The sequence below is a fragment of the Paracoccus sp. BR5-17 genome (assembly GCF_055693925.1).
Genome location: NZ_JBVFUV010000003.1, coordinates 2,164,700 through 2,178,674 on the forward strand (window position 1 = coordinate 2,164,700; position 13,975 = coordinate 2,178,674).

Annotated in this window: 14 protein-coding genes and 1 pseudogene; 1 reads left to right on the forward strand and 14 read right to left on the reverse strand. The window is 66.7% G+C overall.

The features are described 5' to 3' along the window. The first annotated feature begins 30 nt into the window (after positions 1-30). Entirely contained in the window at positions 31-774 is a 744-nt protein-coding gene (locus ACZ1HC_RS12220) for an N-formylglutamate amidohydrolase (RefSeq protein WP_472700223.1), read from the forward strand. 31 nt (positions 775-805) lie between these two features. Here the strand turns inward: ACZ1HC_RS12220 and trmB are convergent, their stop codons facing one another. The 14 genes and pseudogenes from trmB to ACZ1HC_RS12290 all read right to left on the reverse strand — a co-directional run bounded on the left by trmB (position 806) and on the right by ACZ1HC_RS12290 (position 13,974). After that, on the reverse strand, positions 806-1,522 hold the full coding sequence (gene trmB, locus ACZ1HC_RS12225; protein WP_472700224.1) for a tRNA (guanine(46)-N(7))-methyltransferase TrmB: 717 nt from the start codon (positions 1,520-1,522) through the stop codon (positions 806-808). Positions 1,523-1,574: 52 nt separating this feature from the next. After that, a complete protein-coding gene (locus tag ACZ1HC_RS12230) occupies positions 1,575-3,251 on the reverse strand; it encodes a ribonuclease J (protein WP_472700225.1) in 1,677 nt (558 codons plus the stop codon). Beyond that, positions 3,244-4,022, reverse strand: a pseudogene (locus ACZ1HC_RS12235) (type III pantothenate kinase). Before ACZ1HC_RS12235 ends, ACZ1HC_RS12230 begins: the two are co-directional and overlap by 8 nt. A 3-nt stretch (positions 4,023-4,025) precedes the next feature. Then, a complete protein-coding gene (locus tag ACZ1HC_RS12240) occupies positions 4,026-4,799 on the reverse strand; it encodes a biotin--[acetyl-CoA-carboxylase] ligase (protein ID WP_472700226.1) in 774 nt (257 codons plus the stop codon). Further along, the gene (gene nuoN, locus ACZ1HC_RS12245) at positions 4,789-6,297 is read right to left on the reverse strand and encodes an NADH-quinone oxidoreductase subunit NuoN (RefSeq protein WP_472700227.1); all 1,509 of its coding nucleotides are present in this window, start codon (positions 6,295-6,297) and stop codon (positions 4,789-4,791) included. Before nuoN ends, ACZ1HC_RS12240 begins: the two co-directional genes overlap by 11 nt. 10 nt (positions 6,298-6,307) lie before the next feature. Next, positions 6,308-7,876: an NADH-quinone oxidoreductase subunit M gene (locus ACZ1HC_RS12250; RefSeq protein ID WP_472700228.1), complete on the reverse strand. Its 1,569-nt coding sequence runs from the start codon at positions 7,874-7,876 to the stop codon at positions 6,308-6,310. Position 7,877: 1 nt separating this feature from the next. Then, the gene (gene nuoL, locus ACZ1HC_RS12255) at positions 7,878-10,091 is read right to left on the reverse strand and encodes an NADH-quinone oxidoreductase subunit L (protein WP_472700229.1); all 2,214 of its coding nucleotides are present in this window, start codon (positions 10,089-10,091) and stop codon (positions 7,878-7,880) included. Positions 10,092-10,096: 5 nt separating this feature from the next. Continuing rightward, positions 10,097-10,402 carry an NADH-quinone oxidoreductase subunit NuoK gene (gene nuoK / locus ACZ1HC_RS12260; protein ID WP_103173177.1) on the reverse strand — a complete coding sequence of 102 codons (306 nt, stop codon included), beginning with the start codon at positions 10,400-10,402 and terminating at the stop codon, positions 10,097-10,099. 63 nt (positions 10,403-10,465) lie between these two features. Then, positions 10,466-11,068: an NADH-quinone oxidoreductase subunit J gene (locus ACZ1HC_RS12265; RefSeq protein ID WP_472700230.1), complete on the reverse strand. Its 603-nt coding sequence runs from the start codon at positions 11,066-11,068 to the stop codon at positions 10,466-10,468. After that, complete coding sequence (locus tag ACZ1HC_RS12270; protein WP_472700231.1) at positions 11,065-11,478, reverse strand: carboxymuconolactone decarboxylase family protein; 414 nt, start codon at positions 11,476-11,478, stop codon at positions 11,065-11,067. Before ACZ1HC_RS12270 ends, ACZ1HC_RS12265 begins: the two co-directional genes overlap by 4 nt. Next, entirely contained in the window at positions 11,475-11,966 is a 492-nt protein-coding gene (gene nuoI, locus ACZ1HC_RS12275) for an NADH-quinone oxidoreductase subunit NuoI (protein ID WP_472700232.1), read from the reverse strand. The genes ACZ1HC_RS12270 and nuoI overlap by 4 nt, the downstream gene beginning before the upstream one ends. Beyond that, positions 11,966-12,151: a hypothetical protein gene (locus tag ACZ1HC_RS12280; protein WP_472700233.1), complete on the reverse strand. Its 186-nt coding sequence runs from the start codon at positions 12,149-12,151 to the stop codon at positions 11,966-11,968. Before ACZ1HC_RS12280 ends, nuoI begins: the two co-directional genes overlap by 1 nt. 3 nt (positions 12,152-12,154) lie before the next feature. Further along, entirely contained in the window at positions 12,155-13,186 is a 1,032-nt protein-coding gene (gene nuoH, locus ACZ1HC_RS12285; protein WP_472700234.1) for an NADH-quinone oxidoreductase subunit NuoH, read from the reverse strand. 17 nt (positions 13,187-13,203) lie between these two features. After that, entirely contained in the window at positions 13,204-13,974 is a 771-nt protein-coding gene (locus ACZ1HC_RS12290; protein WP_472700235.1) for a hypothetical protein, read from the reverse strand. Position 13,975 lies beyond the last annotated feature (1 nt).

A 13,975-nucleotide genomic window follows, 5' to 3' on the forward strand; every position in this document is an offset into this window, starting at 1 on the left:
ACAACGGCGGACATGAAGGATCACCGATCGATGACAGAACGCGCCTTCTGGACCGAGGGCGAGGACCGCCCGTCCCGCTGGCTGATCACCTGCGACCACGCGACGAACCGTGTGCCCGACTGGGTGGGGGGCGGCAGCCTGGGCATCGCGCCCGAGGACATGGCCCGTCACATCGCCTATGACGTGGGCGCGGCCGGCCTTGCCTCGCGGCTGGCGGCGCTGATGGACGCGCCGGCAATCTTTTCGGACTTCTCGCGCCTGGTGATCGACCCCAACCGCGGCGAGGACGACCCGACGCTGCTGATGCGCCTTTACGACGGCACGGTGATTCCGGCCAACAAGCACGCCGACGCGGCCGAGCGCGAGCGGCGGCTGGAACGGTTGCACCGTCCCTATCACGACGCCCTGGCGCGGCTGGCCGACAGGCATCCCGACCGCTGCATCTGCGCCATCCACAGCTTCACCCCGCAATTGCGCGGCCGCCCCCCGCGGCCCTGGCAGGTCGGCATCCTGTATTCCTGGAAGGACGTGCGGCTGGGTCCGGCGTTGGTGCAGGCCTGCCGGCAGGCCGGCTGGATCACCGGCGAGAACCAGCCCTATGACGGCCACCTGGAGGGGGATTCCATCGACCGGCACGCGCTGAAGCACGGTCGGCCGAACGTGCTGATCGAGGTGCGCAACGACCTGATCGCCACGCCCGAGGGTCAGGCCGAATGGGCCGCGCGGCTGGCCCCGGTGATCGAGGCGACGCTGGCCGGCCTTGGCAAGGCATGATCGGTTTTCGTGCCGCGTGCCCGGGACCGGCTCAGGCGGCGCGGCGGAAGGTGGCGTAGCGCGGCACCCGGCCCTCGCGCAGCGCCTTCTGCTCGTATCGGGTGCTGATCCAGTCGTCCCAGGCTGCCTCGGTGTGGGCGACCAGATCGAAGCCCGCTCGCGGCACTTCCTCAAGCGCCTGGCGCATGTAGTCGGGGATGTCGGTGGCGATGCGGAATTCGGCGTCCGGCTTCATCACGCGGGCCAGCGGGATCAGGTGTTCCGGCGTGACGAAGCGGCGGCGGTGGTGGCGGGCCTTGGGCCAGGGATCGGGATAGTTCAGGAAGGCGCGGCTGATCGAGGCGTCGGGCAGCACGTCCATCAGGTCGCGCGCATCGCCCGGATGGACGCTGACATTGGTGACGCCGGCGCTGCGTATCTTGCCCAGCAGCATGGCGACGCCGTTGATGAAGGGCTCGCAGCCGATGATGCCCATGTCGGGGTAGCGGGCGGCCATGTGGACCATGTGCTCGCCCCCGCCAAAGCCTATCTCGAGCCAGATCGGGCGATCGTCGCCGAAGATCGCCGCCGGGTCGATGGGCCGGCGGTCCGGGTTGTCCTGCACGGTGATGCCGCGCGGGCGCAGATCGCCCAGATCCTCGGACAGATATCCCTTCTGGCTTTGCCGCAGGGTCTTGCCGTGCCGCCGGCCATAGAAGTTGCGGCGCGGCGGGTTGGGATCGAAGGCGGATCGCGATGCGTCGGACATGGGCGGGGATTGCACCGCAGGCCGCGGCGGGTCAAGCCCCTGCCGGCCCGTCCTATTCCCCCATCAGGCGGCTGATGATGACCGTCACCTCGGGCTTCTTGCCGATCTCCTCCATCGCCACCTGCCGGGTGATCTTGCGGATCGCCTCGTCCATCTTGGCGTCGTCGCGGACGATCCGGGCATCGGCGCCCTCCAGGAACTCGGACAGTTCGCCCTCGATATGGGCGCCCAGATCCTCGCCGCCGCGGGTGCGGCCGGGCAGGCCCATCAGCTCGACCCAGGCATCGGGCAGCACGTTGTCGTCCTCGTCCACAATGACGCTGACCAGGGCGTGGCCGTTCAGCGCCATGCGGATGCGGTCGCGCACCACCCCGTCCATCGCGCCGATCAGCACCGTGCCGTCCAGATACAGCCGCCCGGTTTCCACCTGATCCACGATCCGCGGCACCTCGCCCGTCAGATCCAGCATGGTGCCGTTGGTCGCGATCTCGGCCGAAAGCCCGCGCGCCCGCGCCATCATCACATGCTCGCGCAGGTGAAGATGCTCGCCATGCATCGGGATGACGATCTCGGGCTTCAACAGTTCGTGCAGGGCCTCGATGTCGGGGCGGTTGGCATGACCCGAGACATGGTAGAACCCGTCATCGGCGTCATAGACCTCGACGCCAAGCTCGCTCAGCGCGTTCATGATGCGGCCCACGGACTTTTCGTTGCCGGGGATGGTCTTGGAGCTGAACAGGAAGCTGTCGCCCTCTTTCAGCATCAGCCCCAGATAGCGGCCGCGCGACAGCTGTGCACTGGCGGCGCGGCGTTCGCCCTGGCTGCCGGTGGCCAGCAGCATCACCTGGTGGCGGGGCAGGCCCGCGGCCTCCTCGGGGCCGATGGTGTCGGGGAAATCGGTCAGCACGCCGGTTTCCATGCCGACCGCCACCATCTTGCGCATCGCCCGGCCCAGCAGGCAGACCTTGCGGCCCCCGGCGATGGCCGCGTCCGAGAGGGTCTTCAGCCGGGCGATGTTGCTGGCGAAGGTGGTGGCGACGATCAGGTTCTTCTGCGCCATCACCCAGTCCAGGATCGGGTTGGCCAGCATCGCCTCGGACCGGCCGGGATGGGGCGAGAAGATGTTGGTGCTGTCGCAGGCCAGGATCTTGATGCCGCGCCCCTCGCTGGCGATGTCGTGCCAGGCGATCGGGTCGAAGGCATCGCCCACGACCGGCGTGCCGTCCAGCTTGAAATCGCCCGTATGCACGATGCGGCCGGCGGGCGTGTCGATGATGAGCGCCGAGCTTTCCGGGATCGAGTGGCTGACGGGCACGAACTGCACGGTGAAGGGGCCGGTCTGCGTCACCTCGGGGCGCGGCCCGGTGATCTTGACCGCCGAGGGCGAATGGCCCGCCTCCTCGAGCTTCAGGCGCACCAGGGCGCCGGTGAACTGGCGGGCATAAATGGGCACGTTCAGGCGGCCATAGAGGTGGCCCAGGGCGCCCAGGTGATCCTCGTGCCCGTGGGTGATGAAGATCGCCTCCAGCCGGTCGCGGTTCTGTTCCAGCCAGGTCAGGTCCGGCATGATCAGGTCGATGCCGGGGCTGCCGTCCATGTCGCCGAAGCTGACCCCCAGATCGACCAGGATCAGCCGCTCGCGGCCGGGGTGGCCGTAGCCATAGACATAGGCGTTCATGCCGATTTCGCCCGCGCCGCCCAGCGGCAGATAGATCAGGCGCTCAGCCATTGCCCATCTCCTTGTTGTAATCGTGAATGAGCCGCAGCCCGTGCATCGTCAGATCGTCCTCGATCGCGTCGAACAGGTCAAACCCCTGATCGAACAGCGGCGCAAGCCCCCCGTCGCGACCGCCTTCATCGCGCGGCCGCGTTCGGCGCGGATCTGGCGGACCACGCCCTCGACAAGGCCGATATAGCCCCAGAAGATGCCCGACTGGATGCAGGCCACGGTGTTGGTGCCGATCACCTTGGCGGGCATCGTCACATCGACGTGCGGCAGACTGGCCGCGCCCATGTGCAGCGCCTCGAGGGACAGGTTCACCCCCGGCGCGATCACGCCGCCGATATAGGCCCCGTCCAGGTCCACCACGTCGAAGGTCGTGGCGGTGCCGAAGTCGATCACGATCAGATCGGGTCCGTGCCGGTCGAAGGCCGCCACGGTGTTGACCAGCCGGTCGGGGCCGACCACGGTTCCCGCGTCCACGCGCGGCGCGACCGGCAGCAGGCAGTCGGGCTTGCCCACCACCAGCGGCCTGGTGTCGAAATAGCGGTTGCACAGAACGCGCAGGTTGAACACCACCCGCGGCACGGTGGAACTGATGATGCAGGCGTCGATGTCCAGGGCGAAGCGGCGGCCGGCGATCAGCGTGGACAGCCAGACGAAGTATTCGTCGGCGGTGCGCCGGTGGTCGGTGGCGATGCGCCAATGCGCCAGGAAGCTGTCGCCGTCCCAGACGGAGAAGACGGTGTTGGTGTTGCCGGTGTCGATGCACAGAAGCACGGCTCACGTCCCCGCGAAATAGATGTCGGCGGCGGGAATGACCTGCCTGCCCCGGGGCCCGGTCAGGATCAGCGCGCCGGTCTCGTCGATGCCGTCGAAGCGCCCGGTCGTTTCCGTCCTGCCGGTGCGCGCCACGATCGTCTCGCCCAAGCGGGCGGCGCGGGCCATCCACGCCTCGCGGATCGGGGCAAAGCCGAAATCCCGCATCTGCCGGTGCCGGTCCTGGAAAGCGCCCGCCACCGCGCACAGCAGATCCTCGGGGGCGATCGCAAGGCCGGTCTCGTCCAGCAGGCTGACCGGCCGGGTCGCGCCCGGCTCGATCAGGCCGGGGTCGGGGGCCGAGGCCAGGTTGACGCCGATGCCGATGGCCAGATCCTGGATCATCCCGCCGGACCCGACGCTTTCCAGAAGGATCCCCGACAGCTTGCCGCCGTTCAGTAGCACGTCGTTGGGCCATTTCAGCGCCAGGTTCACCTGCGGGCCGCACAGGCGCCGCAGCGCGTCATGGACGGCAAGCGCGGCGACGAAGGACAGTTGCGCGGCCTCGGCCGGTCCGCCCTGCGGGCGCAGGAACAGCGTCGCAGCGAAATTGCCGGGCGGATCGGTCCAGGCCCTGCCCCGCCGGCCGCGGCCCGCGGTCTGGCGCCGGGCCATGATCCAGGTCGGCCCCGACAGCGTCGGCGCCATCCGCATGGCCTGGGCATTGGTGCTGTCAACCTGGTCCAGGACGTGGCGGGCCACGCCGTCGGGCCAGTCCAGCGGCGCGTCAGCGGCCAACGGCTGGGATCTCGGCCGGGGGCGCCACCAGAAGCGCCGCGTCAACGGGAACCACGACATCGGCCACCAGCGATTCCGCGGCCCGCGCCGCAGCCGTATCGACGCCCCACATCGACACCGCCCCGACCAGCAGCAGCGCTGCGGGCACCACAAGCGCAAGATACTGCACGGCGCCCATCCGGCTTTGCACGCCCTCGGTCTCGGCCCCGAAGAACATGTAATAGACGATGCGCAGGTAATAGAACGCCCCGATGACCGAGGCGATGACCCCCAGCACGGCCAGCCAGGACATCCCCGCCTGGACCGCGGCGCTCAGCACGCCGTATTTGGCGAAGAACCCCAGGAAGGGTGGCACCCCGGCCAGGCTGAACATCAGGAACAGCACCGCGAAGCCCTTGACGGGTTCGGCCTGGGCAAAGCGGTTGAGGCTGTCCAGATCGGTGATCGGGCGGCCGTCGCGTTCCATCGACAGGATGAAGGCGAAGCTGCCGACGTTCATCACCGCATAGATCGCCATGTAGAGCAGCATCGACTGCACGCCGAAGGCCGTCCCGGCGGCAAGGCCGACAAGGGCGAAGCCCATATGCGCGATCGACGAATAGGCCATCAGCCGCTTGATGTTGCGCTGCCCGATGCCGGCGATGGACCCCAGGAACATCGACAGGACCGCAAGCGCCGCGATGATCTGGCCCCAGTCGCCCGGCACGTTGCCGAAGGCGTCGAACATCAGCCGCGCGATCAACGCCATCGCCGCCACCTTGGGCGCGGTGGCGAAGAAGGCCGTCACCGGCGTCGGGGCCCCTTCATAGACGTCGGGCGTCCACATGTGGAAGGGCACAGCCGAGACCTTGAAGGCCAGGCCCACCAGCAGGAACACCAGCCCGAACAGCAGCCCCACCGACAGCTGCCCGCCCACCACGGTCTGCACGATCCCCGCAAAGCTGGTGGTCCCCGAGAAGCCATAGACCAGCGAGGCGCCGTACAGCAGCATCCCCGACGACAGCGAGCCCAGCACGAAATACTTCAGCCCCGCCTCGGAGGACTTGACGCTGTCGCGGCGCAGCGCGGCGGCGACGTAAAGCGCCAGCGACTGAAGCTCCAGTCCCATGTACAGCGACAGCAGGTCGCTGGCCGACACCATCAGCATCATGCCGATCGTGGCCAGGGTGATGAGGATGGGATATTCGAAGCGCAGCAGGCTCTGCCGTTCCAGGTAATCGGCGCTCATCGCCAGGACGGCGGCGGCGGACAGCAGGACGGTCACCTTGGCAAAGCGCGCGAAGGCGTCGTCGGTGAACATGCCGAAGAAGGCCACCCGCGCCGGGCGGTCGGCGAAGCCGGTGTAAAGGCCGATCACCAGCAGCGCGGCGACGGTTGCCCACAGGATCGGGCGCGCCACGGCGTCCTTGCCCAGATAGGCGCCCGCCATCAGCGCCCCAAGCGCGTAGATCGCCAGCACAAGTTCCGGCAGGATGGTCGAAAGATCGAGCGCGGTCATCGTGCGTTCCTCAATGGCTGGCATCCGCCGCGGCCGCCTGGGCGGTCACGGCAAGCCCGTCGCGTCCGTCGTGCGGCAGGGCCTCATTGTAATTGACCAGCAGCGCCTGGACGGCAGGGCCGGTGATATCGGTGACGGCGCGCGGATAGACGCCCAGGAACAGGGTCATGGCGATCAGCGGGACGAAGATCCACTTCTCGCGCGGGGTCATGTCGGTGATCGTCCTCAGGCTTTCGCGCACCAGGGCGCCCAGCGTGACGCGGCGATACAGCCACAGCGCATAGCCCGCCGACAGGATCACCCCGGTCGCGGCAACGAAGGCCACCCAGGTGTTGGCCTTGAAGGTGCCCATCAGGGTCAGGAACTCGCCCACGAAGCCCGAGGTGCCGGGCAGGCCGACATTGGCCAGGGTGAAGAACATGAAGACCAGGGCATAGGCCGGCATCCTGTTCACCAGCCCGCCATAGGCCGCGATCTCGCGGGTGTGCATCCGGTCGTAGATGACCCCCACCAGCAGGAACAGCGCGCCCGAGATGAAGCCGTGCGAGAGCATCTGGAAGATCGCCCCGTCCAGGCCCTGCTGGTTGGCCGCAAAGGCGCCCATGGTGACGAAGCCCATATGCGCGACCGAGGAATAGGCGATCAGCTTCTTCATGTCGGTCTGCACCAGGGCCACCAGCGAGGTATAGACGATGGCGATGGCCGACAGCCAGAAGACCAGCGGCTGCAGCATGTCGCTGGCAACCGGGAACATCGGCAGGCTGAAGCGCAGGAAGCCGTATCCGCCCATCTTCAGCAGCACGGCGGCCAGCACCACCGATCCGGCCGTCGGCGCCTGGACATGGGCATCGGGCAGCCAGGTGTGGACCGGCCACATCGGCATCTTGACCGCGAAGCTGGCGAAGAAGGCCAGGAACAGCAGCGTCTGCATCCCGCCCGTGACGGTCAGGCCCAGGACGCGGATCGGATCGGACGGGAAGTCGTAGGCCAGCAGTTGCGCGATGTCGGTCGTGCCCGCGGTCCAGGCCATGGCGATCATCGCCACCAGCATCAGCACCGAGCCCAGGAAGGTGTACAGGAAGAACTTGAAGGTCGCGTAGATGCGGTTCGCGCCGCCCCAGATGCCGATGATGAGGAACATCGGGATCAGGCCGGCCTCGAAGAACAGGTAGAACAGGATCAGGTCAAGCGCCGTGAACACGCCGATCATCAGCCCTTCCAGCACCAGGAAGGCGATCATGTATTCCTTGACGCGGGTCTTGACGTCCCAAGCCGAAAGGATCGTCAGCGGCATCAGGAAGGTCGTCAGCAGCACGAACAGCACCGAGATGCCGTCCACCCCCATCCTGTAGCGCAGCCCCATGATCCAGGGGCGGTCCTCGACGAACTGGAAGCCGGTATCGGCGGGATCAAAGCCGGCCAGCACGAACAGCGAGATGACGAAGGTCGCCGAGGTGGCGATCAGCGCTAGCCACTTGGCGTTGCGCTGCGCGGCCTCGTCCTCGCCGCGCAGGAACAGCGCCAAGATCCCCGCTGCCACGATCGGCAGGAAGGTGATGATCGAGAGAAGGTTCGTCATGTCAGTGTGCGCCCCGCATCATCACCCAGATCAGCAAGCCCACGATGCCGACGACCATCGCGAAGGCATAGTGGAACACATAGCCCGACTGCACGCGACCGGCGAAGCGCGTCAGGCGCGGGATGATTCCCATCGCCACCCCGTTGATGGCGCCGTCGATAACCGCTGCATCGCCCCCCGTCCACAGCGTGCGGCCGATCCACAGCGCCGGACGGACGAACAGGACCTGATAGATCTCGTCGAAATACCACTTGTTCAGCAGGAAGCGGTACAGCACCGGATGCTGCGCCGCCAGGCGCGCCGGGACCTGCGGGTTGCGGATATACATCAGCCAGGCCAGGCCCAGCCCGATCAGCATGGCGACGAAGGGCGACAGCCTGACCCAGGCGGGAACCTCGTGCGCGTCGTGCATCACGTGGTTGTCCGACCGCATGAAGATGGCGCCCTGCTCGTAGCCCGCCGGGGCCTCGTGACCCTCCTCGGCTTCCCCGGCCGGCGCGGCTTCGGCTTCGGGCGCGGCGGCACGCGCCGGTTCGGCCACTTCCGCATCGGCCACCGCGGTATCGGGCGCCGCGCCGTGGCCGCCCTCGGCCTGCTCATGGGCCGCTTCGGGAAGGCCGAAGAACTGCGGCACGTGATCGCCGAAGAAGCTTTCGTACCAGATCATGCCCGCGAAGATCGACCCCAGGGCCAGGATGCCCAGCGGGACCGTCATCACCGGCGGGCTTTCATGGGCATGGTGATGGGCGTGCAGGGGATCGTGATGATCGTCATGCCCGTGACCATGCGCGGGCGAAGGCTGGACTTCTTCCTCGGACTTGATCTCGGCGTCCCAGACCTGCTGCGGACGCGGCGTCCCCCAGAAGGTCAGGAACATCAGCCGCCAGGAATAGAAGCTGGTCATCAGCGCCGCGATCACCAGCAGCCAGAAGGCGTAGCTCACCCCCGAGGCGTAGGCGCTTTCGATCACCGCGTCCTTCGACAGGAAGCCCGAAAAGCCGATGTGGGTCATCGGGATGCCGACGCCGGTGATGGCCAGGGTGCCGATCAGCATGGCCCAGAAGGTCAGCGGGATCTTCTTGCGCAGCCCGCCATAGTTCCGCATGTCCTGTTCGTGGTGCATCGCGTGGATCACCGATCCCGCGCCCAGGAACAGCATGGCCTTGAAGAAGGCGTGGGTGAACAGGTGGAACATCGCCACCGAATAGACGCCGACGCCGGCCGCCACGAACATGTAGCCCAGCTGCGAGCAGGTCGAATAGGCGATCACGCGCTTGATGTCGTTCTGCACCAGGCCCACGGTCGCCGCGAAGAACGCGGTCGAGGCGCCGATGATCGTCACGAACATCTTCGCCTCGGGCGCGAACTCGAACAGGGGCGACATCCGGCAGACCAGGAACACGCCCGCCGTCACCATGGTCGCGGCGTGGATCAGCGCCGAAACCGGGGTCGGGCCTTCCATCGCGTCCGGCAGCCAGGTGTGCAGGAACAGCTGCGCCGACTTGCCCATGGCGCCCACGAACAGCAGGAAGGCCAGCAGGTTGGCGGCGTTCCAGCCCGTCCACAGGAAGTTGATCTGCGCCTGCGCCAGGTCGTCCACCTGCGCGAAGATCGCGTCGAACTGGATGGACCCCGTCATCCACCACAGCCCGAAGATCCCCATCAGGAAGCCGAAGTCGCCGACCCGGTTGACGATGAAGGCCTTCATCGCCGCCGCGTTGGCCGAGGGCTTGCGGTAGTAGAACCCGATCAGCAGATAGGACGCGACGCCCACGCCCTCCCAGCCGAAGAACATCTGCAGCAGGTTGTCCGCCGTCACCAGCATCAGCATGGCAAAGGTGAAGAACGACAGATAGGCGAAGAAGCGCGCCTTGTAGTGTTCGTGATGGCTCCAGTTGTCGTCATGGGCCATGTAGCCCATCGAATACAGATGCACGAGCGCCGAGACGGTCGTCACCACGATCAGCATGATCGCCGTCAGCCGGTCCAGCCGGATCGCCCATTCGGCGCTGAAGTCGCCCGACACGATCCAGTCCATGATCGGGATGTGCTGCGTCTGCCCGTCGAAGCCCAGAAACAGGATCCAGGAAAACAGCGCGGCTACGAACAGGGTACCGGTGGTCAGGATCTGCGCGGCCTTCTCGCCGATGATGCGCCAGCCGAAACCGGCGATCAGCGCCGCCAGAAGGGGCGCGAACAGGATGAATTGCGCCATGACCCTTACCCCTTCATCACGTTGACGTCGTCCACCGCGATCGAGCCGCGGTTGCGGAAGAACACCACCAGGATCGCCAGGCCGATCGCGGCCTCGGCGGCGGCGACGGTCAGGATGAACATGGTGAAGACCTGCCCCGCCAGATCGCCCAGATGGGCCGAGAAGGCGACGAAGTTGATGTTCACGGACAGCAGGATCAGCTCGATCGACATCAGGATGACGATGACGTTCTTGCGGTTCACGAAGATGCCGAAAATGCCGGCGACGAACAGTATCGCCCCCACGACAAGGTAATGTGTCAATCCGATCATCGTCTTTCGTCCCTCGGGGCCTTGTGCCCGTCCAATATCAGTCGCAGCCGGGGGCGCGCGGGCCTAAAGCCCCTGCCCCGGCTTCACGTCGCGCAGTTCCATGGTCTTGGCCGGGTCGCGATACATCTGTTCCAGCACGTCCTGGCGCTTGACGTCGCGGCGGTGGCGCATCGTCAGGGTGATGGCGCCGATCATGGCGACCAGAAGGATCAGCCCCGCCACCTGGAAGGCCAGGATGTAGCGGTCGTAAAGCACCGTGCCGAGCGCGTTGGTGTTCAGCGCATGATCCACGACCGGCGCGGCCCGCAGGCCCTCCGCCTGGCCCGAGATCTCCCAGCCGCCGAAGGCGACCACCAGCAGCGCCAGAAGCACCAGCCCGATCACCCCCGCCAGCGGCAGATAGCCGGCCATCTCGCCGCGAAGCTGGGCGAAGTCCACGTCCAGCATCATCACCACGAACAGGAACAGCACCGCCACCGCGCCGACATAGACGATCACCAGAAGCATCGCCACGAACTCGGCGCCCTGCAACACGAACAGCCCGGCCGAGGCGATGAAGGCCAGGATCAGCCACAGCACCGAATGAACCGGGTTGCGCGACAGCACCACCATGAAGCCCGCCACGCAGACCGAGATGGCGAACAGATAGAAGGCGAAGGTGATCATTCGGCCTGTTTCCCTTCATGTTCGGCGAAGACGCCCTGCGCGATCTCAAGCGCCTTCTGCATGGCCGGGATGCCGCCGAACATCCCCATCTGGTAGATGACCTCGGCCACCTCGCGCGCGGTGGCGCCGGCCGCGATCGCGTGGCGGATCGTCAGGCGAAGCTGCGGCTCGGCATGGGCGCCCTGCACGGTCAGCGCGGCCACCGTCACCAGCAGCCGAGTCTTGGCGTCCAGGCCGTCGCGGTTGAAGGTGCGCCCGAACCACATCTCCAGCATCTCGGCCGGCATGGTCGGGATCATCTTCTCGAAGGCGCGGGGATCGAGGGTCTCGAGCGCGGGGTTGAAGGCCCGGGCCATTTCCTGGCCGGACTGCATCATCTGCTGGAACAGCTTGGTGAAGGCGTCGCTCATCGGTAGGGCGCGTCGATTGCAAGGTTGCGGGCGATCTCGGCCTCCCATCGGGCGCCGTTGTCCAGAAGCTTCTGCTTGTCGTAGAACAGCTCCTCTCGGGTCTCGGTCGAGAACTCGAAGTTCGGGCCTTCGACGATCGCATCGACCGGGCAGGCTTCCTGGCAGAAGCCGCAATAGATGCACTTGGTCATGTCGATGTCATAGCGCGTGGTGCGGCGGCTGCCGTCCTCGCGCGGCTCGGATTCGATGGTGATCGCCTGAGCCGGGCAGATCGCCTCGCACAGCTTGCAGGCGATGCAGCGTTCCTCTCCGTTGGGATAGCGGCGCAGCGCGTGTTCGCCCCGGAAGCGCGGCGACAGCGGCCCCTTCTCGTGCGGGTAGTTGATCGTCGGCTTCGGCGCGAAGAAGTATTTCACGCCCAGCCCGAAACCCTTCAGGAAATCGACGAGCAGGAAATACTTGGTGGCGCGGACGATGTCGAAGGCCATCAGCGGTCCTCTCCCTCTATGGGCGCGGCGAAGCGGTCGAAGGCCGCCACATAGGCGCGGATCCGCGCCCCGTCGCGGGCCTGTTCGGCGCTGTCCAGGTTGTTGGCCACGAAATGCGCGAACTCGGCCTTGTCTGTTTCCGACGCATTCGCCAGCGCCTCGGCGATCCGGTTAGAATAACTCATGGCTCATGCCCCTGCCCAGCGGGCCCAGAAGGATCCGAACACCTCGTACCGCGCCAGGAAAGCGATCAGCACGACCCAGCCCAGCGACAGCGGCAGGAACACCTTCCAGCCGATCCGCATCAACTGGTCATAGCGGTACCGCGGCACAAGCGCCTTCACCATGGCGAACATCCAGAACCAGAAGACCATCTTCAGGAACATCCAGATCGCGCCGTCGGGCAGGCCGGGGATGGGCGACAGCCAGCCGCCGAAGAACAGCAGCGAGATCAGTGCGCACATCAGCCACATCGCGATGTATTCGCCCGCCATGAACAGCAGGTAGGGCGTCGAGGAATATTCCACCATGAAGCCCGCGACCAGTTCGGATTCCGCCTCGGCCAGGTCGAAGGGCGGGCGGTTGGTTTCCGCCAGGGCGCTGACGAAGAACAGCACCAGCATCGGGAAATGCGGCAGCCAGTACCAGGACAGCAGCCCCGCACCCGCCTGCGCCTCGACGATGGCAGAGATATTCATCGACCCGGTCGAGATGATGACCCCGATGATGATCAGCCCCAGGCTGACCTCGTACGAGATCATCTGCGCCGCCGCCCGCAGCGACGACAGGAACGGGTACTTCGAGTTCGACGCCCAGCCGCCCATGATGACGCCATACACCTCGAGCGAGGAGACGGCGAAGATGAACAGGATGCCCACGTTGATGTCGGCCATCACCCAGCCCGGTGCGAAGGGGATCGCCACGAAGGCCAGCAGCGCCAGCGTCATCGACAGGAACGGCGCCAGGAAGAACACGAACTTGTCGGCCCCGGCGGGGATGACGATTTCCTTCAGCACGTATTTCAGCGCGTCAGCGAAGGTCTGCAGCAGGCCCCAGGGGCCGACGACGTTGGGGCCGCGGCGCAACTGCACGGCGGCCCAGATCTTGCGGTCGCCATAGACCAGGAAGATCAGCGACAGCATGACGAAGGCGATCACCGCCAGACCTTGCGCCAGCATGATCACCGTCACGCCCAGAGAGGATGCCCAAAATTCAGCCATGGCCCGTCCCTATCCTGTCACGCCGCGGGAATGCCGCGTGCCTTGCATTCGCGCAAGGTGTCTTCCGTTTCCATCACCCGCAGACCCATCGGCTTCTGCTCCGACAGCGTGAATGCGGCTCCGATCGTCAGCTTGCCGCCGCGGCTGTCCTGCAGCGTGCGCACATGGCGGCCATAGGGCGCACCGTTGCGACTGGCCCAGCCGGCCAATGCGCAGGTGGCATACGAGAAGGCGATATCGGCGTCCACCCCCTCGCGCAAGCTCGCCGTCACCTCGACCAGATCGGACGCCCCCTGCGGATCAAGCGAGGCGACGCTTGCCCCCAGGAAATCCCGGGGATCGATCTCGGTGCCCTCGGCCCAGGTGGGCAAGGCAGGCTGCGCGCGCGCCGCGAATTCCTCGAGCGCCTTCTGCTGCGCGGTCTGGCGCGGCGGCAGGTCGGTTGCGACGATCCCGCCCAGATCCAGATCCAGATTGGCGTTCAGCGCCATCAGGTCCGCCTCGGTCACGGCAAAGGCGTCCTGCCCCTCGGGGCTGTCGAGCGCCATCGTCGTCACCTGCCCGTCGGGTTCGAGGATCAGGATCTCGCCCGATTTCGTCGAGATGCGCGCCAGGGTCAGCGCCGCCTCGCCGGGAGCGGCCCCGGGGGTGGCGACCCGTGCGGTCATCGTCTCGGGCTTGGGCCTGGGCCGCCCGTCGCCGCCCGCCCCATGCGCGCAGCCCGACAACACCGCCGCGCCCGCAAGGGCGGCGATGACCATGCGCGGCTGGCGAGGAGCTGGCCGCATC